We start from the raw sequence: 21,057 nt of genomic DNA, 5'->3' as shown, positions 1-21,057 counted from the left end.
GTTTTTAATTATTTGTATTATATATATTGTAGATATAATAATTGTTTATATATCTCTGCACTTGGTGGATATGCAAATGTAACGCCCCTACCCTTTATGAGTTACAGATTTTTATTTTGTGTGATTTTGTTTTGTGTGTCACATTTGTAAACAGCAGTTATGAATTACAAATGTAAACTGCAAGCTGATTTATAACTCAACTTCACGAGATTTTATTTTTCTAGTACAGATGTAATCTTGTTCAAAAATATGAGAATTATAAGCCCTTTAAATCCTATTCGAAATAGATTTATATTATTGATTCAAAATATATTACAACTGTAAATAGTGTAAAAAAAGGGTCCAAATTTTATACTTTGAGCCCTTTTCTATCTTTCAAAATCGTAATATGTCGTTTTTCTTATATCTTTAATTCCGCCTTTAAATAACGAGCCGTAAAAGTATCCTGTACACAAACTTCTTCCGGAGTACCCGTCGTTAAAACATATCCTCCATTTTTACCGCCTTCCGGTCCCATATCGATAATGTGGTCGGCACATTTGATTATATCCAGATTGTGCTCAATGACTATCACGGTATTGCCTTTATCTACCAACCGGTTCAATACAGAGAGCAATACTCGAATATCTTCGAAATGTAAACCTGTGGTAGGTTCGTCCAGTATATAGAGAGTTTTACCCGTATCTCTTTTTGAAAGTTCCGCAGCCAGTTTTACCCGTTGACTCTCCCCTCCTGATAATGTCGTAGACGGCTGCCCCAGTTTAATGTATCCGAGACCAACGTCCTGTAAAACTTTAATTTTAGAAATAATAGAGGGTATATTTTCAAAAAATTCTACGGCTTGATTGATGGTCATGTCCAAAACGTCGGCAATAGATTTTCCTTTAAATCTTACTTCAAGGGTTTCTCTATTGTATCGTTTCCCATGACAGGCTTCACAAGGCACGAGTACATCGGGCAGGAAATTCATTTCGATAGTCTTATATCCATTTCCTCCGCAAACCTCGCAACGTCCTCCCGGAATATTGAACGAGAATCTCCCCGGTTTATAACCTCGGATTTTGGCTTCCGGCAATTCGACGAACACGTTGCGTATGTCGGCAAAAACACCGGTATAAGTGGCCGGATTCGATCGAGGCGTTCGACCCAGCGGCGATTGGTCGACCGTTACGATTTTATCGATGTTTTCCAATCCTTCTATTTTCTCATAGGGTAACGGATTTTGCAAAGAACGATAAAATTTTTGACTAATGATAGGTTGCAAAGTCCCGTTAATCAAACTTGATTTACCACTACCCGAAACTCCTGTGATACAAATGAATTTTCCCAGAGGAAATTCGACGGTCACATTTTTTAGATTATTTCCGGTAGCTCCTGATAGTATTATCTTTTTTCCGTTTCCTGTTCTCCTTTGGGAGGCAAATTCGATTTCTTTTTTACCGGTAAGGTATCGAGCCGTAAGAGTGTCGGTTTTCAACATTTCTTTCGGCGTACCGGCGAAAACGATATTTCCTCCCAGCCGTCCAGCCCGAGGCCCCAAGTCTACAATATAATCGGCTTCGAGCATCATTTCCTTATCGTGTTCTACCACAATAATCGAATTCCCCATATCCCTTAATTCTTTTAAAGACTGAATCAATCGGGTGTTATCCCGTTGATGAAGTCCTATACTGGGTTCATCGAGAATATAAAGGACATTAACCAATTGAGATCCTATTTGAGTCGCTAATCTTATCCGTTGGCTTTCTCCACCCGACAATGTGGCAGAAGCTCTGTTCAGGGATAAGTAATCCAAGCCCACATCGACGAGGAAATGGAGTCTGTTACGTATTTCTTTGAGAATCTCGGCCGCAATTTTACGTTGCTGAGAAGATAAATATTCCTCTACATGATTTACCCACTCGTATAATTCCGAAATATCCATATCGGCTAGATCGGCAATATTTTTTCCTGCGATTTTGTAATGTAAAGCCTCCTTGTTCAGGCGATGTCCTTCGCATAGCGGGCATGTAGCTGTCGTGACGAATTGTCCGGCCCATTTTTGAGCTTGCGATGAAGCGTCGCTTTGCTGTTGAATTTCTATATATTTTATCAGACCGTCGAACGATAAAAAATAGTTCGAGGTTCCCAGCGATTCATTTTTAATTTGCAAACGCTCGTCTGTTCCGTTCAGTATATCGTCCAACGCTTCTTCCGGAAGATTTTTGATAGGGGTTTTCAAACTACTGTCGTATTTTTCACAAATTGCGGCGATTTGCCAAAATATCAACGAATTTTTATATTTGCCAAGCGGAACGATTCCTCCTTCATAGATGGATTTTTCGTCATTCGGGATAATTTTGTTTTTGTCAATTATATTGACATATCCCAGCCCCTTACATTTCGGGCAAGCACCTTGTGGGGAATTGAATGAAAAGCTATGAGGAGCCGGTTCACTATAAGACAACCCGGTTTGCGGGTCCATCAATGTCCGGCTGTAATGTCTTATTTCTTGTGTCTCTGCATCGAGAACCATCAGTTGGCCATCTCCTTGTTTCATCGCAGTCTTGACACTTTCCTGCAAACGCCGTTCATCGTCTTTATCTACGATCAGTTTGTCGATTACCAGTTCGATGCTGTGGTTTTTATAACGGTCGAGTTTCATTCCATGCGTTATTTCCCGTAGCTCTCCGTCGATTCTGACCGTCAAATAACCTTTTCTCCGAACTTGCTCGAACAAATCTTTATAATGACCCTTACGGTTACGAACCAATGGAGCGAGGATATAAGTTTTCTTATTCTGGTATAGGTCCATTATCAGAGAAATGATTTTCTCCTCGGTATAACGAACCATTTTTTCCCCCGATAAATAAGAGTATGCTTCCCCTGCCCTCGCAAACAGCAACCGAAAGAAATCGAATATCTCCGTTGTTGTCCCTACGGTCGAACGAGGGTTTTTATTCGTCGTTTTTTGTTCTATGGAAATAACAGGACTCAATCCGGTTATTTTATCTACATCTGGGCGCTCCATACCTCCGAGCATATTCCGTGCGTATGCTGTAAAGGTCTCAATGTAACGCCTTTGCCCTTCGGCAAAAATAGTATCGAATGCCAATGACGATTTGCCGCTGCCGCTTAATCCTGTAATAACGGTGAGACTGTTCCGAGGAATATTGACGTCTATATTTTTAAGATTATGGACACGAGCCCCATATACTTCAATTTGTTCTTCTGCTTTCATTTTTTGTCGATCACCCACTCTTTTTTATAAGTAGTAAATTTACGTTTCGTATAATACAAATCGTCTTTCATCGGTATTTTTATATAGTAAACTTTTCTGGACTTATCCGGTAAGAAACGGGAACGAAGCCACGGGTTGGCTTCTTTTAATTGGGCATAAGAAACGCCCTTAGATTGAGCGAATACGGCTAGGTCGTTAATCGTGGTATCTACTTTTATTTCCGAATATCTGATTGGTTGATAGAGTTGTTTGGCTTTTAGTTTGTATCCATATTTTGCCGGAGAAGAAAATATTTCTTTCATGGCTAAAATGCGAAATACATAACGAGATGTTTCTTCGTTTAACCATAAATCGAACGATCGATCGGCCAGCTGTTTTTCCAATTCGGTCGATATACGTCCCATACCGGCATTATAAGATGCTGCGACAGTCGTCCAACTACCGTATTTTTCATAAGCATCTTTCAAATATTTGCAGGCTGCGCGAGTGGACTTTTCTATATGATAGCGTTCGTCTATATCGTTATTTACTTCTAGTCCATATTCTCTTCCCGTACGAGGCATAATTTGCCAGATACCAACGGCTTTTGCCGGTGAAACGGCTCTTGGATTCAAGGTACTTTCAATAACGGCCAAATATAAAAAATCGGTCGGGACTTTCTCTTCTTTCAATATAGGTTCCAATATGGGAAAATATCGGTTGGCTCGTTTTATGGCTAATGATGTAGACGAGTGCATATAACATAGCGTGGTGAGTTCCCTGTCGAATCGTTCATACATATCCAGACGATCCAGATCTACAAGCTCATTTGCGAATTTCACTTGTAGTGGAAATTCGGGAACGATTACATCGGAAAATTCTTTTGTCGTATTTGCATACCCTTTAATGAACAGCGGTGTATACAAAAATAACAGTACAATAAAAAAATACCTCTTTGGCGTCATTTACTTATATCCATTAATTTTTAGGACGTAATATATTGATGTGTCCCTTTAATTTCATCTTTTTATTGTTTGCCCCCTTTGCTTCTATTACATAATAATATACTCCCGGGTCTACATATTTGCCACGATACTTTCCGTCCCAGCCTTGATCGGGGCTATCGAAGTAAAACATTTGAACTCCCCATTTATTGAATATCCAACATTTAAAACTAACGATCGATTTATAAGCTACTTTCCATTCGTCGTTAACTCCGGGGCTTGTTCCCGGTGAAAAAACGTTTGGTGCTTCCAAACGAGGTTCTCCGATATTTATGGTGAATGTCTCGCTGTATGCCTGACATGTAGCGGTACTATTACTGGCGACTAAGCGAACATAAGTGACACCCTCGTCTCTGAAAGTGTACCATAAGGTTTCATCGTTATACCGGGCAATTGTATTTGAAAAGTCCTCCTTGTCCGAGAATTCCCATTCGATATGAGTAACAGCATCCGTTACATAAGCTTTGAATTCGATCTCGGCCGGTGCAGACCCTCCCAAATAATCGGTGGGATGTCTATCGTCTTCGTTCGTGGCATCTTCCCGATATGTTTGTTCTGCCGTCGCTGTCACCCCTATCGCCGATGTTATATATTCCTCGGTCGATGCCGTCTGCGACAGACCCCAATAATTCAATATCTGATCTCCTGTTACTGTAAAATCGGTATTACAGAGAGGAGACGGTACTTGGATAGAAGAAGAAAAGTCATACACCGTTTCAGTCTGGAATGTTTGGGTATATGCCAGAGACTCTTTATCCCATGTCAAACTCATATAACTAACCGTGAGCTCACGGCGTAGCGATTTAGGGGCTCCATTGGTCGAGTAGTAATTGAGCTTTTTCCCTTCCCCATCTAGCATTAATGTGGTCATATCGCACTGACCTTCTTCATTTGATGTAGAAACAGCATTAAGAATCAAAGGAGATTGGGAATAATCGATTATCCATAAATAATAACTCTCTCCATTTTGTTCAATTATATATCCACAATCGGCTTCCGAAATATTCAATGTAGAAATGTTCCCGTTTTGTATAGCTCCACTTATCGGGGTAGACGATGCTGCACCGTTTTCCCTGAATAGGCGCCAAGAAATGGGATAATCATCTTCCCCCGAAAATTCGATCGTTGCGTTATTTAGCGAATATATCACAAAAACACCACCTGTTAAACCGGTACTAATCTCTGGCGTATGGTTATAGGCAGGTCTTCCCCCTCCCGATACGGTAATTTGTTGAGCATATAACTCACCGATTGTAATGATGCACGCGAAAAATAGCAGGTATCTACGCATATTTATCCAAATAATAATGAATGACAAAGTTACAATTTTTCAAGTAATCGTGTTTGTATCTTGAATTTAAAATTTCCCAATAATCTCGTTTCCGAGAGAGAAATGATGATATGATTTCCATAATCTCGATTGGGTTTGCAACTAACGATATTTTTATATACTTTTGTTTCTTGTATATCAAGTTTGTATATAAAAGATAACGATTTGAAAATATGAAATATAATCGAATAACCATAGCTCTATTATTTTGTTTTGCCTTTACTTTTTTGTTGTCTGCTCAGACGGAGAATTTACAAACAAAGGTTATAGACGGGAAAGAATTTTATATTTATAAGGTTAACCCGTCGGAGGGATTTTATATTTTATCTCATAAATTCGGTATTTCTCAGGAGGAAATTATTCGCTATAATCCTGCCGCTAAAAATGGCTTAAAAAAAGGACAGCTGCTCATGATTCCGACAAATAAGGGCGTGAATAAACAAGATTCTGAACCGGAAATCGAAAGCACATTTGAACATACAATCGTACGGGGAGAATCCCTGTATTCTATTTCAAAGACTTATAAAGTTCCTATTAGAAGCATTATTGCACTTAATCCGGGTTCTGAACGTGGAATAAAAGCCGGTGCGACTTTAAAGATTCCACAACGTTATCAAAAACCTGAGAAACAATCTATTCCTCTTGTACAAAAGGACACTCAAACAGCAATGAATACCGCCGATAGTGAAGTTGTAGAGGATTCTTCGAACGGGACCTCGAATGAATATGTCTATCATACGATTGCCGACGGAGAAACTTTATTCTCTATATCAAAAAGATATGATGTTGACATAGAGACTATTTTGAAACTTAATCCCGGTATTTCCCCTACTCATATGAAGAAGGGTTCCGTGATACGCATAACTCCCGATACGAAAGAATTAAATGTTACGATAGAGCCCAAACAGTTGTATACGGAATATAAAGTAAGGAAAAAGGAGACTTTATATAGTATCTCAAAAAAGTTTGGAACGACTGTTGAAGAGATAAAGAAATGCAATCCGAACATAAAACAAATAAAGCAAGACGATATAATAAATATTCCCGCAGGAATAGAGTACAATACAGTTACTGCTGAAAATCCTATCACGAATGCAGAAATCAATAATATATACAATAAGTTATATAAAAGCGACAAGAAGGGGGTAATCAATGTCGCGGTTATACTACCGTTCATGTTGCGACAGTCGTCTCCCGATACGAAAGCTTGTTTATATACCGAGTATTATCAGGGTTTTTTAATGGCAGTAGACAGCCTTAAACGTCAAGGGGCCTCTATCAATGTATATGCGTACGATTCCGAAGAGTCCGAATCAACGGTTCGTCGTATTCTTTCAGATCCGATATTAAAAGAAATGGATTTGATTATCGCTCCTGAAAATGACAGTCATATAAAGTTAATCGCTGATTTCGGACTGGCTAACGATATAAATGTCGTTAATACTTTTTCGCTTAAAAACGAGGAGGTTTCGCACAATGCAAAAGTATTCCAAACCAATATTCCTCATTCCTATTTATATGCAGAAGCTGCTGACAGATTTATCCGTTATTTGGGAAATCGGAAAGTCGTATTTTTATCTCATACACCGGAAGAACCCGACAAAAGAGATTTTATCGGCGGTCTGAAAGAAGAATTGAATCGAGCTCATATCGCTTATCACGAAATAAAGTTCGGTAATGAGTTGAACCTATTAGATCAAGATTCTATATTGGCAGATGCAAGCGGGATTGTATTTGTACCTACCTCGGCCAAAAAGAAGGTTCTTTCTTTAATTGTAGCGCCTATTGAATCGTTGAAAGAAAAAAGAGCAGATTTGGATATTGCACTTTTCGGATACCCGGAATGGCTGACACAGGTTCCTGAATATCTGAACGAATTTTATAAACTAAATACTTATTTATATTCCCGGTTCTATGCCAATCCGTTCGAGGAAGATACTAAGACGTTTCACAAACGATTCCTTTATTGGTATAATAAGGATATGATAAATGCCAGCCCTCAATATGCTTTATTAGGATTCGATACCGGAATATATTTCCTTTCGGCTATACGGGAACATGGGAAGAATTTTGCGTCACAGGATATTCGGCCTTCGATCGATCGCATACAAACCGATTTTTCATTTCAACGTGTAAACAATTGGAGTGGCTTTATCAATAAATCTTTTTATTTCATCAATTTTACACCTAATTTCACAATCAGGAAAATTAGAGAATAAACGATGAAACTTTTTCGATACATACTATTTGTTATAGCAGTTGTGTCTCTGCAATCAGGATTGGCACAGAGAAGTGATTATCAACCTGAATTTACAGTGGGAGTAAAGGGTGGAACGACCCTTTCGAGAGTTTCGTTTACTCCTACTGTAACACAATCGCTACTTTTGGGTTACACCGGCGGGGTATCGGTTCGTTATATCGAAGAAAAATTTTTCGGGTTAATTGCTGAGATCAATTTTACTCAGTGCGGTTGGAACGAAACTTTTGAAGAAGATCCCTATACCTATACTCATACGTTGAATTATGTGACAATTCCATTTCTGACTCATTTTTTCTTTGGCAATCGTATCGTGCGTGGATTTGTCAATGCGGGACCTCAAATCGGACTTTTATTGGGGGATAGTTATAAAAGCAATTTTGACATTTATAATTTGCCTGAGTTCAGCCAAAAAAGTAAGGTAAAAGAAATATATACGATGGATATAGCCCATCGATTTGATTATGGTATTATCGCAGGAGCAGGTATTGAGTTTCGTATAAAGAAAACACATGGTATCGTATTGGAAGGCCGATACTATTATGGATTGGGAGATATATTCAAAAACAGGAAGAAAGATGTATTCGCGGCTTCCCACAGCCAAATAATAACGGTATCACTGGGATATTTATATCACTTTTAATCAGTGCATTATTTTAAAAACCAATTCTTTAAGCAGATCTCCGTCATTACTCGAAGCTCCTGAGCCGATACCCTTAGAGCGAGCATCATACTGGCGTATCAATGCGATAATGTCGATACATTTAAATGCGTTGTAAGCTCGCATGGCTGTCAAATAATCTCTGGATTGGAAAGAAGACCTTAGATTCAGTTCGTTCATAATTCCATTCTCCGACTTGTCTGTCGAAAAATAGCATAGCATAAGATTTGAAAAAAAATTGAATAATACACTTATCGTGACAACCAGCGGATTGTTCTTGGGATTTTGTTCGAAATATTGTATGATTTGAGTCGCTTTTAATATATTCCGGGTGATGATTGCATTCAGCAATTCATAATTATTGAAATCTTTACTGATGCCAACATTACGTTCTACGATTTCGGGGGTAATGCGAAGACTCCCTTCCGGAAGTGAAATCGATAATTTGTCAAGTTCGCTACTAAGTCGGCTTAGGTCATTCCCGACAAAATCGGCCATCATAGAAGCTGCTTTGGGGTCGATCGACAGTTTCTTCGCTACTACGTAGTTGTTTATGAATGCCGGTAACTGATTGTCATATAATTTTTTCGATTCATATACTACTCCTATTTTTTCAATGCCGGCGACAACCTTCTTGTTTTTCAGCGAGCCATTTTTATGACAAATGACTAAGATCGTGCTCATCAACGGTTTTTGTAAATAATATAGAAGATTATCTACCCCTTTGATATTCTGGGCTTCCTTAACAACAATCAATTGTCGTTCAGCCATCATGGGAAACCGCTTTGCTGCATTGACCACTATGGCGAAATCGTCGATATCGGCCCCGTATAGAATGGTTTGGTTAAAATCCCTTTCCGAGTCTTTCAAGGCATTTTCGATGATTGTCTCACAGATTAAGTCGATATAATACGATTCTTCGCCCATGAGTAAATAAACGGGCTTAAATACTTTGTTGCGAATGTCTTGCAAAATGGCAAGATGCTGATTGGTATCTTTTTTAGCCATAATTACTCCTCGTCGAATCTCAAATGTTTCACAGTCGTCCGTTTATCTATGATTAATTTTAGAGCCTCCACTCCTATCAACACATGTTCTTCTACGAAATCCCGTGTGATTTTTTTGTCACTTTCTTCCGTTTTAACTCCCGTTGAAATCATCGGCTGGTCTGAAACCAACAACAATGCTCCTACCGGAATCTGATTTGCGAATCCAACCGAGAACAATGTAGCTGTTTCCATATCGACGGCCATACAACGTATGCGACGTAAATAGTCTTTGAAATTATCGTCAAACTCCCATACCCGACGGTTAGTCGTGTAAACCGTTCCGGTCCAGTAGTCTCGATGGTGATTTCTGACGGCTGTGGAAACTGCCCGTTGCAACATGAAAGCCGGCAATGCCGGGACTTCTGGTGGAAAGTAGTCGTTCGATGTCCCTTCCCCACGAATGGCAGCTATCGGTAAAATATAATCGCCTAATTTGTTTACCTTTTTTATACCGCCGCATTTACCTAAAAACAATACGGCTTCTGGTTTTACGGCACTTAACAAGTCCATAACCGTAGCTGCATTGGCACTACCCATTCCAAAATTAATAATCGTCACCCCATCGGCCGATGCACTAGGCATATTACTGTCCTCTCCTAAAATAGGAACATGAAAATGGGTAGCGAATATTTCGACATATTTAGAGAAATTTGTCAATAATATATACTTCGTAAAATCTTTAACGGGTCTTTGGGTATATCGGGGTAGCCAATTCTCGACAATTTCTTGCTTTGTCTTCATAAATATGTAATTTTGGAGTAAATTTACAGAAATAATTAGAAAGAACAAATATCAAATATGAGATGATCGAGTTAAATCTACCGCCGTATCCCTATAAAGTAAAACAAGAAAAAGATAAGATTCTTATTTTCGACGAATTGAGAAGGCGATATGTAACCTTGACTCCCGAAGAATGGGTTAGGCAACATTTTGTTGCCTACCTTGTTAATCAAAAAGAATTTCCTCGCGGGTTAATCGGGAATGAAATTTCTTTGACTCTCAACAAATGTAATCGCCGATGTGATACGATTGTTTATGATCGAAACGGGAATCCATTGTGTATAGCGGAATATAAAGCGCCTCATGTCGAGATTACACAAAAAACGTTCGATCAGATCGTTCGATATAATCTTGTATTGCAAGTGAGCTATTTGTTTGTTTCTAATGGCATGAAACATTATTGCTGCCATATAAATTATACCACCAATAGCTATACATTTTTACCCGATATTCCTTTGTATAAGGATTTATAGCCACGCTTATGTCTTGTGTTCCCGACAATTTTTACGAACAAGTATATAACATAGTTAGTCAAGTTCCATCAGGAACAGTGATAACATATAAAAGTATCGCTGTTTTAATGGGGTATCCCCAGCATGCCCGTTTGGTAGGACGAGCATTAAAACTTGTTCCTAAAAACCTGAATATCCCTTGTCATCGGGTCGTTAATTGTCAAGGACGACTTGTCCCCGACTGGATTGAGCAGAAAGAACTATTATCCCGAGAAGGAATATTGTTTACACCAAAGGGATATGTAGATATGAAACGATTTGCTTGGCGTTTTTGGGATTGATTAAAAAATAAAAAGCTCACTGAAAGTGAGCTTTTTTTAGAGGTTCCTGGCAGAATCGAACTGCCGTAAACGGTTTTGCAGACCGGTGCCTAACCACTCGGCCAAGGAACCTTTATTCTTTTGAGTGATTGCGAGTGCAAAGGTATATTATATTTTTCTATTTTCCAATATTCGAGCTTATTTTTTTCTATCTTTTCTTATCTATTTTTTCGACCTTGCAAGGCTTGTTACACCCGCAACAAGCAGAAGTTGGCGCCTTGCGATTTCGTACCATCTTGAATATCTTATGTATAACATAAAATACAACTATTAAGAGGATAACACCTACTATTAAAGATTGAATCGTTGAATTCATAATTTATTTTTCCATAAAATAAGTAAAACGGTTATCGATATCATCGACGGTAATAACATTACGGCGTTTGTATCGCTTCATATAAGATAACATAGATAAATCTCCAGAACAAGAAACGATGTGAAACAATAATATTGCGGCGATCGAGATTTTTCCCCATAAAGGTACTGGTGACAAAAGCAATAGTATCAATAATACCGATAGGATATAAAAGGGTGCGAGAGCTATTCGTCGAAAAGTTTTATAATCGGCCGCAAAATTATGTGCAGCTGCATAAAACACAAATGACTTCCAGATGGCTCCAAAACGTACATCATTAGCACCCTCTTTTTTGTATGCAATCCAATGAATAAATTCATGTACCGGAATTATCAGAGCACAACCCAGAATAGAAAATACGACACATTTCAATATCTGTATCCCGAATTGTGAGAAAGATAACGAATCGGACCATAGTTTTCCCATAGCGAATCCTATAAAAAACAGTATGAAGAACCCGCTTATGAAAACGATCCAAATTATATGATTTTTACGAGGTTTGTTTCTCTCTAAAAATGTTTTTATATCGTCATATATAAATGAATCAATGACCTGATATCCGTCTTTTTCATAAGACGACAAAAATGTTTGTTTATCCATACTAAATAATTAGTAGTCCTATTTGATAGACTAAAAATGAAACGATCCAAGCTACTCCTGTATTGTATAACACCGTAAATGCCCCCCATTTCCAACTTCCCGCTTCTTTGGCTACTGCTATGACAGAGGCGATACACGGGAAATACAGTAATACAAATACCATAAAGGAAAGCGCTACTAACGGTGTGAAATCGGGAATCCCCGTAACAGGATTCGGCTGTGATATTTTTTGAGACAAAGATATAGTTTCGTCGGCATCGCTTTCGGAGTATAATACACCGAGTGTGCTTACCACCAATTCTTTGGCTGCTGTTCCAGAAAGTAAAGATGTCGTTACTTTCCAATTAAAGCCCAATGGTTCCACAAGTGGGGTAACAGCTTGGCCTATTTTCCCTAAATAAGAATTGCTTTGTTGTTCCATTTGCTCATGAGGAGTAAGTTCTCTTTCATAAGAGGCTTTGGGGCGTGGATAGTAACTTAAAAACCACACGATGACAGAGGCAACTAATATAACCCCACCCATTTTGCGTAGATATTGTTCGGCTTTATTCCACATGTGGCGAAAAGTAGCTTTCGCTGTCGGCATACGATATGGTGGTAATTCCATGACAAAGGGCGTTTCATCTACTTTAAAGAAGAACCGACGCATCAATTTGGCCGTAATAACCGCAACAATAATTCCGAATAAATACAGTCCTATAAATACCAGACTAGCGTATTGAGGGAAAAAAGTACCTACCAACAAAATGTAAATAGGTATTCTGGCACTACACGAGATAAATGGGTTTATAAGAATGGTTATCAATCGACTGCTGCGACTCTCGATAGTCCGGGTCGCCATAATGGCTGGCACATTACACCCGAATCCCATAACAAGAGGAATAAAAGATTTTCCGTGCAACCCTATTTTGTGCATGATTTTATCCATGATAAAAGCAGCCCGAGCCATATATCCAGAGTCTTCCATGAACGAAATAAACAGATAGAGTATTAAAATGTTAGGTAGAAAAACTATTACCCCTCCTACTCCTCCGAGAATACCATCGATCAATAGATCTTTCAATGGTCCAGAAGGCATATAATTACCTATAATTTCGGATAACCATGCGACTCCATTTTCGATCCACTCCATAGGATATGCCCCGATGGAAAAGGTCGCCTCGAACATCAGCCACATCAAGAAAATAAATATAGGAAATCCGAATAGTTTATTTGTGACGAAAGAGTCTATAATACGAGTCGTTTTCGCTTCCTCTTTATCTCCCGGTCTATATGTTTCCGCCAAAGCTCCCGATATGAATCCATACTTTTCATTGGCAATAGCCGACTCTATGTCTTCATTAAGCGTTGTCTCTATTTTCTCGACTTCTGCATTGCGGATATTCATCAATTCGGGATAGGACTCGGAGCCTTCCAGCATTCGCTTGACTTCCGTATCTCCTTCGAGTATCTTAATCGCTAAATATCGAGGTGAGAACTCCCGGTTACAAGTAGGGTCTTTTTTTAATAAGTCTTTTAGAGGGGTAATACTGTTTTCGATTACTTTCCCTAAACCGACATGAACATGACGAACCGACTCATCACGGCCTTCATATACCTCGATAATGGTATCGAATAGTTGATTTACACCTTTTCCAGAGCGTGATACGGTGGGCACAATAGGAACTCCAATCATATTTCCCAAATGCTTATAGTCGATTTTTCCACCGCTTTGCTCCAATTCATCAAACATATTCAGAGCAATCACCATGCGGTAATCCATATCTATTAATTCTGTGGTCAAATATAGATTCCTTTCCAAATTGGAGGCTACGACTACATTGACAATAACATCGGGAATTTCATTTTTTAAATAACGGCGAACATATAGCTCTTCCGGAGAATAGGCCGAAAGAGAGTATGTACCCGGTAAATCGCATATATTGAAGTGATAACCTTTATATTCGAAAAAACCCTTTTTAGCATCGACCGTAACGCCGCTATAATTGCCCACATGCTCATGTGCACCGGAGGCAACGTTGAATAAAGATGTTTTTCCACAGTTGGGATTTCCGACCAAAGCTATATTTATCGTTTTACTACTTTGGGTAAGCGCTCTTTCTATACAGTCGTCTTCCTCGGTTTTCCAATTTTCTACATTTAGTTTGTTTTTTCCTCCCTGTCGATTTTCGAGTTGATTCGCTTCTTCGGGAGTAATAACTTCGACTAATGAAGCCTCACTGCGTCTTAGAGAGATTTCATAGTCCATTATTTTATATTTAATAGGATCTTTCAATGGAGCATTCAATTCGACAAGCACCGTTTGTCCCCGAACGAACCCCATCTCGATAATTCGTTTTCGAAATGCTCCATAGCCTAATACCTTAACAACAACAGCCTTATCTCCTGTTTGCAAATCGGACAATCGCATACTAAAAATTTTATCGTGTTAATTTCGATTGCAAATTTCGTAATTTGTTCCGATTTCTATTCTATTTTCTGTGTATATTATTTATAATCCGTATAAATAATAACATATTTTTGCATACTATAAAATAAAGCAGGATAATTTTCTATTTTATCCAGCTTTATTTCCGTTTGTCTGAATCTATTTATAACTGTCGTTTGTTGTCTACTCCCTCAACGAAATTTATAAAAGCATTATTGACTAATCTGTTTCCTCCGGGAGTAGGATAGTTTCCTGAAAAATACCAGTCACCTGGGTGGTTAGGAATAGCTTGATGCAACCCTTCTAATGTTTGATAGATGATTTCCACTTGTGAAGTAATATCTTCCGAAGTTAACATTTGTGCTATTTTCTTCGATATTTCCTCTTGGGTAAAAGGTGCATAAATTTCTTTTACATAGTTGGTTATCTGTTCTTTGGGGGAATTTTGCTGTGCTTTGGATTTGTTGTATACATCTTCGATGATATGCTGCATTCCCCTGTCGTTCAGTAATTCTATTGCCGCTTTGAAAGCGATAAATTCTCCCATTCGGGACATATCGATGCCGTAACAATCTGGAAATCTAACTTGGGGAGAAGACGACACGATTATTATCTTTTTGGGATGCAATCGGTCCAATATTTTTATAATACTTTGTTTTAATGTCGTGCCGCGAACAATACTGTCATCTATGATAACCAAATTATCAATGTCCGCTTGTACTGTTCCATAAGTAATATCGTATACATGTGCAGCCAAATCGTCTCTTGTATCTCCCTCGGCGATGAAAGTCCGTAGTTTTATATCCTTGATGGCGACTTTCTCAGAACGCACTTTGAGTGAAAGTATATGTTTTAACTCACTGTCGTTTAATGGAGCAGTAGCATTGCGCAACATATAGAATTTTTGCTCGCTCAAATAATTATTCAGACCTTCGAGCATACCATAAAAAGCGACCTCGGCCGTATTCGGAATAAATGAGAATACAGTATGCTCCAAGTCATAATCAATGCTTTCCAATATTTGAGAAGTCAAATATCGACCTAATTCTTTCCGTTCTTTATAAATATCGACATCGCTCCCTCTTGAAAAATAGATACGTTCGAATGAGCAGGCGCTGTAATTTCGAGGTGGCAGGATTTGTTCTGTGTGTATGTTTCCCCTACGGTTTACCACCAAACATTCTCCCGGCTGTAATTCTTTGACTTGCTCCACGGATAGATTCATTGTAGTTTGTATCACCGGACGTTCAGATGCGATGACGACAATCTCGTCATCGGCATAATAAAACGCCGGTCGTATGCCGTGCGGGTCGCGGAATGAAAACATATCGCCACTGCCCGTCATTCCACAAATCACGTATCCCCCATCCCAAATTCGAGCCGGTTTTTTGAGAATATCGGCAATATTAAGATTTTCCTCGATCGATTTTGTTATTGCGATGTCGTCCAATCCTTCTTTCTTATATCGGTCATAGAGCTTTTGATTCTCCATGTCGAGAGCATGTCCGACTTGTTCCAGCAAGACAAAAGTATCGGCGTAACTACGCGGGTGTTGCCCCTGTGCGACAATACTATTAAAAATCTCATCTACATTAGTCATATTAAAGTTACCGCACAGTAACAAATTTCTCGATCGCCAATTTCCTCTTCTCAAAAAAGGGTGTACGTAAGATAAGCCTGAACGTCCTGTCGTACTATAACGTAAGTGCCCCATATAAACCTCACCGGCAAACGGTAAATGTAGGGCTGCCCAGTCGGCATCTGCCGTATCGTGAGGAGTGTTCTTGATTTGGTCCTTTATGTTTGCGAAAATTTCTTGAATTGCACTTGTTCCGATGGCACGTTCACGGTAAATAAACTCCTCGGCTGGGCGAGCATGTAACTTTACGCACGCTAAACCGGCTCCTTCTTGTCCCCGATTATGCTGTTTTTCCATCAAAAGATACAACTTGTTCAACCCATATAAATATGAACCGTACTTTTTTTGATAATAAGAGAGCGGTTTTAACAATCGCACCATTGCTATACCACACTCATGCTTAATAATTTCTGTCATATAATGTTCTATCAATAATCAAGAAACAAAAATGAGCCATAACCCGATATTTTTATTTTTTCTGTTATAGCTCATTTTATAATATTCAAATTTTACTGTCCCGAAAATCAACGAATGAAAAGTAGTTCTCTATACTTCGGTAACGGCCACATTTCATTGTCGACCATCAATTCGAGTTTATCTATATGATAACGAATGTCATCGAGTTGCGGAGCAACCGTATCGTGATAGGCAATGGCTTTCTCTCGTTCGTTTTCAATTTTATTCGCAACCTTACGAGCCTCGACCATCGCATGTACTTTTTCCTTTATAGTCAGCAAATGGAATGCTATTTTCTCGATGACCTCCATATCCTGAGTGGCTATCAATTCGCTTTTTTCAGCCGGGAAGAGACTCTTTATTTTGAATACATTATCCAGTAAAAGAGATTGGTAACGAGTTGCCACCGGAACAATATGATTGATAGCCAAATCGCCTAATACACGGGCTTCTATCTGTATTTTCTTTGTATATATTTCCCATTTTACTTCATTGCGTGCTTGTAGCTCGACTTGCGTAAAGACATGCGTTTGTTCAAACATTTTCACCACATCGTCTTTCAAATAGCAGTCGAAAATTAAAGGGACACTGGTCTCGCAATCCAAACCTCGGCGCTTGGCTTCCTCCTTCCACTCTTCACTATATCCGTTTCCATCGAAACAAATATCTTTACTTTCTGTTATTAAATCTTTTACAACCGAAAGTATGGCTTGGGTTTTCTCTTTACCGTTGGCAATAAGAGCATCAACTTTTTTCTTAAAGTCTTGCAATTGATAGGCTACCGCCGCATTTAATGCGATCATTGCCGAAGCGCAATTCGCCGAAGAGCCGACGGCTCGGAATTCAAAACGATTGCCTGTGAAAGCAAAGGGCGAAGTTCTGTTACGGTCGGTGTTATCCATTAGAATTTCAGGTATTTGAGCGACATCTAATTTTAATCCCGACTTACCGCTCATGTTCAAAACGTCATCTGATGTACTTTCTGCCAACTTTTCTAAAACCTCGCTGATCTGTTTTCCCATGAAAATGGAAATAATAGCCGGTGGCGCTTCATTGGCCCCTAAACGATGTCCATTAGTCGCAGACGATATACTTGCTTTCAATAATCCGTTATATTTATAAACGGCGGCCATCACATTAACTATAAATGTGATAAATTGTAAATTCTCTTTCTGGGTTTTCCCCGGAGCAAAAAGCAATACGCCGGTATCTGTCCCCAACGACCAGTTATTATGCTTCCCCGATCCGTTAACTCCTTTGAATGGTTTTTCGTGGAGAAGAACTCTGAAATTGTGCCGACGGGCAACTTCTCTCATTACCGACATCAACAACAAATTGTGATCGTTGGCCAAATTGGTCTCTTCAAAAATAGGGGCAACTTCGAATTGATTGGGCGCAACTTCATTATGACAGGTTTTAACCGGGATACCCAACATGTGACACTCGATTTCGAGGTCTTGCATGAAAGCTTCTACTCGTGAAGGTATAGCCCCGAAATAGTGATCTTCCAATTGTTGATTTTTGGCACTTTCGTGTCCCATGAGAGTTCGACCGGTAAGTACCAAATCGGGACGAGCCGCATACAAACTTTCATCTACCAAAAAATATTCCTGTTCCCAACCCAAATAGGAATAGACGTGTTTTACATTTTTGTCGAAATATCCACATACGGCTGTTGCCGCTTTGTTTACGCTATTCAATGCTTTTAATAGCGGTGTTTTATAATCGAGAGATTCCCCCGTATAGGATATAAATATGGTAGGAATACACAATGTTTTATCGAGAATGAATGCAGGAGAAGATATATCCCATGCCGAATATCCCCGAGCTTCGAAAGTATTGCGGATACCGCCATTCGGAAAACTCGAAGCATCGGGTTCTTGTTGAATTAACAATTTTCCCGAGAACTCCTCGACTACTCCGCCTTTCCCGTCATGCTCGATAAAGGAGTCGTGCTTTTCAGCCGTACCGTCTGTAAGCGGGTGAAACCAATGTGTATAGTGGGTAGCCCCCATTTCAAGGGCCCATTTCCTCATACCGGCAGCGACACTATCTGCCACCTCTCTACTCAATGGGGTACTGTTGTCTATCGCTTCTATAACTGCTTCGTACGTCTTTTTAGGTAAGTATTTAAACATCTTTTCCCGGTTGAAGACATATTTCCCGAAATATTCAGAAGGCCGTTCTTTGGGTTCATTAACAGGAACTGCTTTCCGGCTGAATGCTTCCTTTGCTACCTTAAATCTTAGCATTGACATAATTGAACTTATTAGATTGGTTTGATATTTTTCTTTTCGTTACAACTTCCAATTTTGAATTCGTGAAATCGATTCTATCGTATCTTCATATCTGCCAAAAGCCGTTAATCGGAAATATCCCTCCCCCGACGGGCCGAATCCTACTCCGGGAGTGCCTACGATATGACATTCACAAAGCAATCGATCGAAAAATTTCCACGAAGATAATTCATTAGGAGTCTTTACCCAAATATATGGGGCATTATCTCCACCATAAATCTGTAATCCGACCTTTTGAAGACAATCTTTCAAAAGGCTGGCATTACGCATATAATAGTCGATAGATTCTTGTATTTGTATTTTACCGACCGGACTGTAAATAGCTTCGGCAGCCCGCTGTACAATATACGATGCCCCATTGAACTTTGTGGTCTGGCGTCTATTCCATAAACGGTTGATATTTATTCTCTTTTTAGAAGTATCGTACAATTTTAATTCTTTCGGGACAACTGTATATCCACATCGTAGGCCTGTGAATCCGGCCGTTTTTGAGAAACTGCGAAATTCTATGGCCACTCGTTTGGCATCTTTTATTTCATAGATGCTGTGCGGTATACCCTCGTCATGAATATAAGCTTCATAAGCAGAGTCAAATAATATGAGTGTTTCATTTTCAAGAGCATAGTTTACCCATTTTTTTAATTCGTTTTTTGACAATGTGGTTCCTGTTGGATTATTGGGATAACACAGATATATAATGTCGGGACGTACCGAAGGAGGTTCAGGAATAAAATTGTTCTCAGATGTGCAAGGTATATAAATGATATTATCCCAGTGCTGTCCGTCTTTCGCTATATTTCCGGCTCGACCTCCCATCACGTTGGTATCTATATATACCGGATAAACGGGATCGGTTACGGCCACCCTATTTTGCATACTCAGAATATCCCCGATGTTTCCGATATCGCTTTTGGCTCCGTCGCTAATAAAAATTTCGTCGGGGGCTAAGTCGACTCCCCGATGTATATAATCGTTTTCAATAATTTTTTTCTGTAAGAAGTCGTACCCTTGTTCCGGTCCGTACCCCCTGAATGTTTTCGAATCGCCCATTTCATCAACGGCAGCATGCAGGGCTTCTATTACAACCGGTGCAATCGGGCGCGTTACATCGCCTATGCCCAAACTGATAATATTAGCGTCGGGGTGAAGATGCTTGAATGCTTCGACCTTCTTTTTTATATCGGAGAAGAGATAGCTTTCGGGCAACTTTAAGAAATTTTCATTGATTAATGCCATTTTTCCTATATATTATTGTTCCATTCTCCTTCAAAAACCGTAACGGCCTCTCCTGTCATATAAACTCTATCATTCTTTTCATTCCACTCAATATCCAGATTTCCACCTAACAAGTGTAATACAGCTTTTCTATTAGCCTTCCCATTTAGGACAGCAGCGACTAACGAAGCACAAGCTCCGGTTCCACAAGCGAGGGTTTCGCCCGTTCCACGCTCCCAAACTCTCATTTTTAAATGGTCGGGAGATAAAATTTCTACAAACTCGACATTGGTTCTTTTAGGAAACAGTTCATGGTGTTCTATGAGCGCTCCTATATGATGTAAGTCGTATCGCTCCATCTCATTGAGAAAAATGACGGTGTGAGGGTTTCCCATCGAAACACAAGTTATATTGAATGTATTATTCTCTATCTCTAACGGATAAGATATAATTTCACTCAAAGATGTATTTACAGGAATTTTCGGGGCAGATAGGATAGGATTTCCCATATCGACAGAAACCCTATTTACGGTTCCATTTTTTACATCTAAAATCAGGTGCTTAATTCCAGCCAGCGTTTCAAGAGTCAATTGGGTTTTGGAAGTCAGTCCTTTGTCATAGACATATTTCCCTATACACCGAGAGGCGTTTCCACACATTTCTGCTTCTGTACCATCTGCATTGAACATTCTCATTCGAAAATCACAATGATCTGAGGGCATAATAACAACTATCCCATCGGCTCCAATGCCGAAGTGCCTGTCACTCATTCGTCGAGATAATGCACTTAAATCTGCCGGTAATTTCTCGAAACCATTCAGATAAATATAATCATTACCTGCACCCTGCATTTTTGTGAATCTCATAAGAGCATTCTTTTTGATACTACAATTTAGCTTTTAAGAACTAATTGTAGTTGTTTTGAGACAAAAATAGTCGTTTTGATAAATATGAT

16 protein-coding genes and 1 tRNA gene are annotated in these 21,057 nt (G+C 39.2%); 4 read left to right on the top strand and 13 right to left on the bottom strand.

Annotated features, from left to right (window positions below; translation table 11 throughout):
• Positions 1–400: 400 nt before the first annotated feature.
• From uvrA to QVD32_RS05365, 3 genes are read right to left on the bottom strand one after another with little or no spacing between them, the layout of a single operon-like run.
• The gene (gene uvrA, locus QVD32_RS05375; RefSeq protein ID WP_118687187.1) at positions 401–3,220 is read right to left on the bottom strand and encodes an excinuclease ABC subunit UvrA; all 2,820 of its coding nucleotides are present in this window, start codon (positions 3,218–3,220) and stop codon (positions 401–403) included.
• Positions 3,217–4,125 (bottom strand): lytic transglycosylase domain-containing protein, encoded by a 909-nt coding sequence (locus QVD32_RS05370; protein WP_229033622.1) that lies wholly within the window; start codon positions 4,123–4,125, stop codon positions 3,217–3,219. The genes uvrA and QVD32_RS05370 overlap by 4 nt, the downstream gene beginning before the upstream one ends.
• Before the next feature lie 52 nt (positions 4,126–4,177).
• A complete protein-coding gene (locus QVD32_RS05365) occupies positions 4,178–5,494 on the bottom strand; it encodes a T9SS type B sorting domain-containing protein (protein WP_118687186.1) in 1,317 nt (438 codons plus the stop codon).
• A 212-nt stretch (positions 5,495–5,706) separates the two neighbouring features.
• On the opposite strand from QVD32_RS05365, the gene QVD32_RS05360 reads away from it, so the two are divergent.
• Positions 5,707–7,752, top strand: a complete 2,046-nt coding sequence (locus QVD32_RS05360; RefSeq protein WP_118687184.1) for a LysM peptidoglycan-binding domain-containing protein — start codon at positions 5,707–5,709, stop codon at positions 7,750–7,752.
• Between the two features lie 3 nt (positions 7,753–7,755).
• Positions 7,756–8,433 carry a porin family protein gene (locus QVD32_RS05355; RefSeq protein WP_118687183.1) on the top strand — a complete coding sequence of 226 codons (678 nt, stop codon included), beginning with the start codon at positions 7,756–7,758 and terminating at the stop codon, positions 8,431–8,433.
• On the opposite strand, the gene holA is transcribed toward QVD32_RS05355, so the two are convergent.
• Together holA and QVD32_RS05345 are read right to left on the bottom strand one after the other, a co-directional pair.
• On the bottom strand, positions 8,434–9,459 hold the full coding sequence (gene holA / locus QVD32_RS05350; RefSeq protein ID WP_008862059.1) for a DNA polymerase III subunit delta: 1,026 nt from the start codon (positions 9,457–9,459) through the stop codon (positions 8,434–8,436). It lies immediately after the preceding gene.
• A gap of 2 nt (positions 9,460–9,461) precedes the next feature.
• On the bottom strand, positions 9,462–10,241 hold the full coding sequence (locus tag QVD32_RS05345; RefSeq protein WP_008862060.1) for an AMP nucleosidase: 780 nt from the start codon (positions 10,239–10,241) through the stop codon (positions 9,462–9,464).
• A gap of 62 nt (positions 10,242–10,303) precedes the next feature.
• On the opposite strand from QVD32_RS05345, the gene QVD32_RS05340 reads away from it, so the two are divergent.
• Positions 10,304–10,753, top strand: coding sequence for a type I restriction enzyme HsdR N-terminal domain-containing protein (locus QVD32_RS05340; protein ID WP_118687182.1), 450 nt, complete (start codon positions 10,304–10,306; stop codon positions 10,751–10,753).
• An 8-nt stretch (positions 10,754–10,761) separates the two neighbouring features.
• Positions 10,762–11,073, top strand: coding sequence for an MGMT family protein (locus QVD32_RS05335; RefSeq protein ID WP_118687181.1), 312 nt, complete (start codon positions 10,762–10,764; stop codon positions 11,071–11,073).
• A gap of 40 nt (positions 11,074–11,113) precedes the next feature.
• On the opposite strand, the gene QVD32_RS05330 is transcribed toward QVD32_RS05335, so the two are convergent.
• The 8 genes from QVD32_RS05330 to dapF form a co-directional block, all read right to left on the bottom strand.
• Positions 11,114–11,184, bottom strand: a tRNA-Cys gene (locus QVD32_RS05330).
• A gap of 76 nt (positions 11,185–11,260) precedes the next feature.
• Positions 11,261–11,428, bottom strand: coding sequence for a FeoB-associated Cys-rich membrane protein (locus QVD32_RS13265; RefSeq protein ID WP_118687180.1), 168 nt, complete (start codon positions 11,426–11,428; stop codon positions 11,261–11,263).
• 3 nt (positions 11,429–11,431) lie between these two features.
• Complete coding sequence (locus tag QVD32_RS05325; RefSeq protein WP_195242054.1) at positions 11,432–11,893, bottom strand: DUF3267 domain-containing protein; 462 nt, start codon at positions 11,891–11,893, stop codon at positions 11,432–11,434.
• A gap of 175 nt (positions 11,894–12,068) precedes the next feature.
• Positions 12,069–14,477 (bottom strand): ferrous iron transport protein B, encoded by a 2,409-nt coding sequence (gene feoB, locus QVD32_RS05320; protein ID WP_021892580.1) that lies wholly within the window; start codon positions 14,475–14,477, stop codon positions 12,069–12,071.
• A gap of 181 nt (positions 14,478–14,658) precedes the next feature.
• Complete coding sequence (locus QVD32_RS05315; RefSeq protein ID WP_021892579.1) at positions 14,659–16,551, bottom strand: amidophosphoribosyltransferase; 1,893 nt, start codon at positions 16,549–16,551, stop codon at positions 14,659–14,661.
• Between the two features lie 107 nt (positions 16,552–16,658).
• On the bottom strand, positions 16,659–18,848 hold the full coding sequence (locus tag QVD32_RS05310; protein WP_021892578.1) for a glutamine synthetase III family protein: 2,190 nt from the start codon (positions 18,846–18,848) through the stop codon (positions 16,659–16,661).
• Positions 18,849–18,887: 39 nt separating this feature from the next.
• Positions 18,888–20,123 carry an LL-diaminopimelate aminotransferase gene (locus QVD32_RS05305; RefSeq protein ID WP_021892577.1) on the bottom strand — a complete coding sequence of 412 codons (1,236 nt, stop codon included), beginning with the start codon at positions 20,121–20,123 and terminating at the stop codon, positions 18,888–18,890.
• A 5-nt stretch (positions 20,124–20,128) separates the two neighbouring features.
• Entirely contained in the window at positions 20,129–20,968 is an 840-nt protein-coding gene (gene dapF, locus QVD32_RS05300) for a diaminopimelate epimerase (RefSeq protein ID WP_021892576.1), read from the bottom strand.
• Positions 20,969–21,057 lie beyond the last annotated feature (89 nt).

The sequence above is a fragment of the Barnesiella sp. genome, from assembly GCF_022723415.1.
GTDB lineage: Bacteria > Bacteroidota > Bacteroidia > Bacteroidales > Barnesiellaceae > Barnesiella > Barnesiella intestinihominis.
Note: the sequence above shows the minus strand (reverse complement) of the source record. Positions and strands in the feature narration are given on the sequence as shown.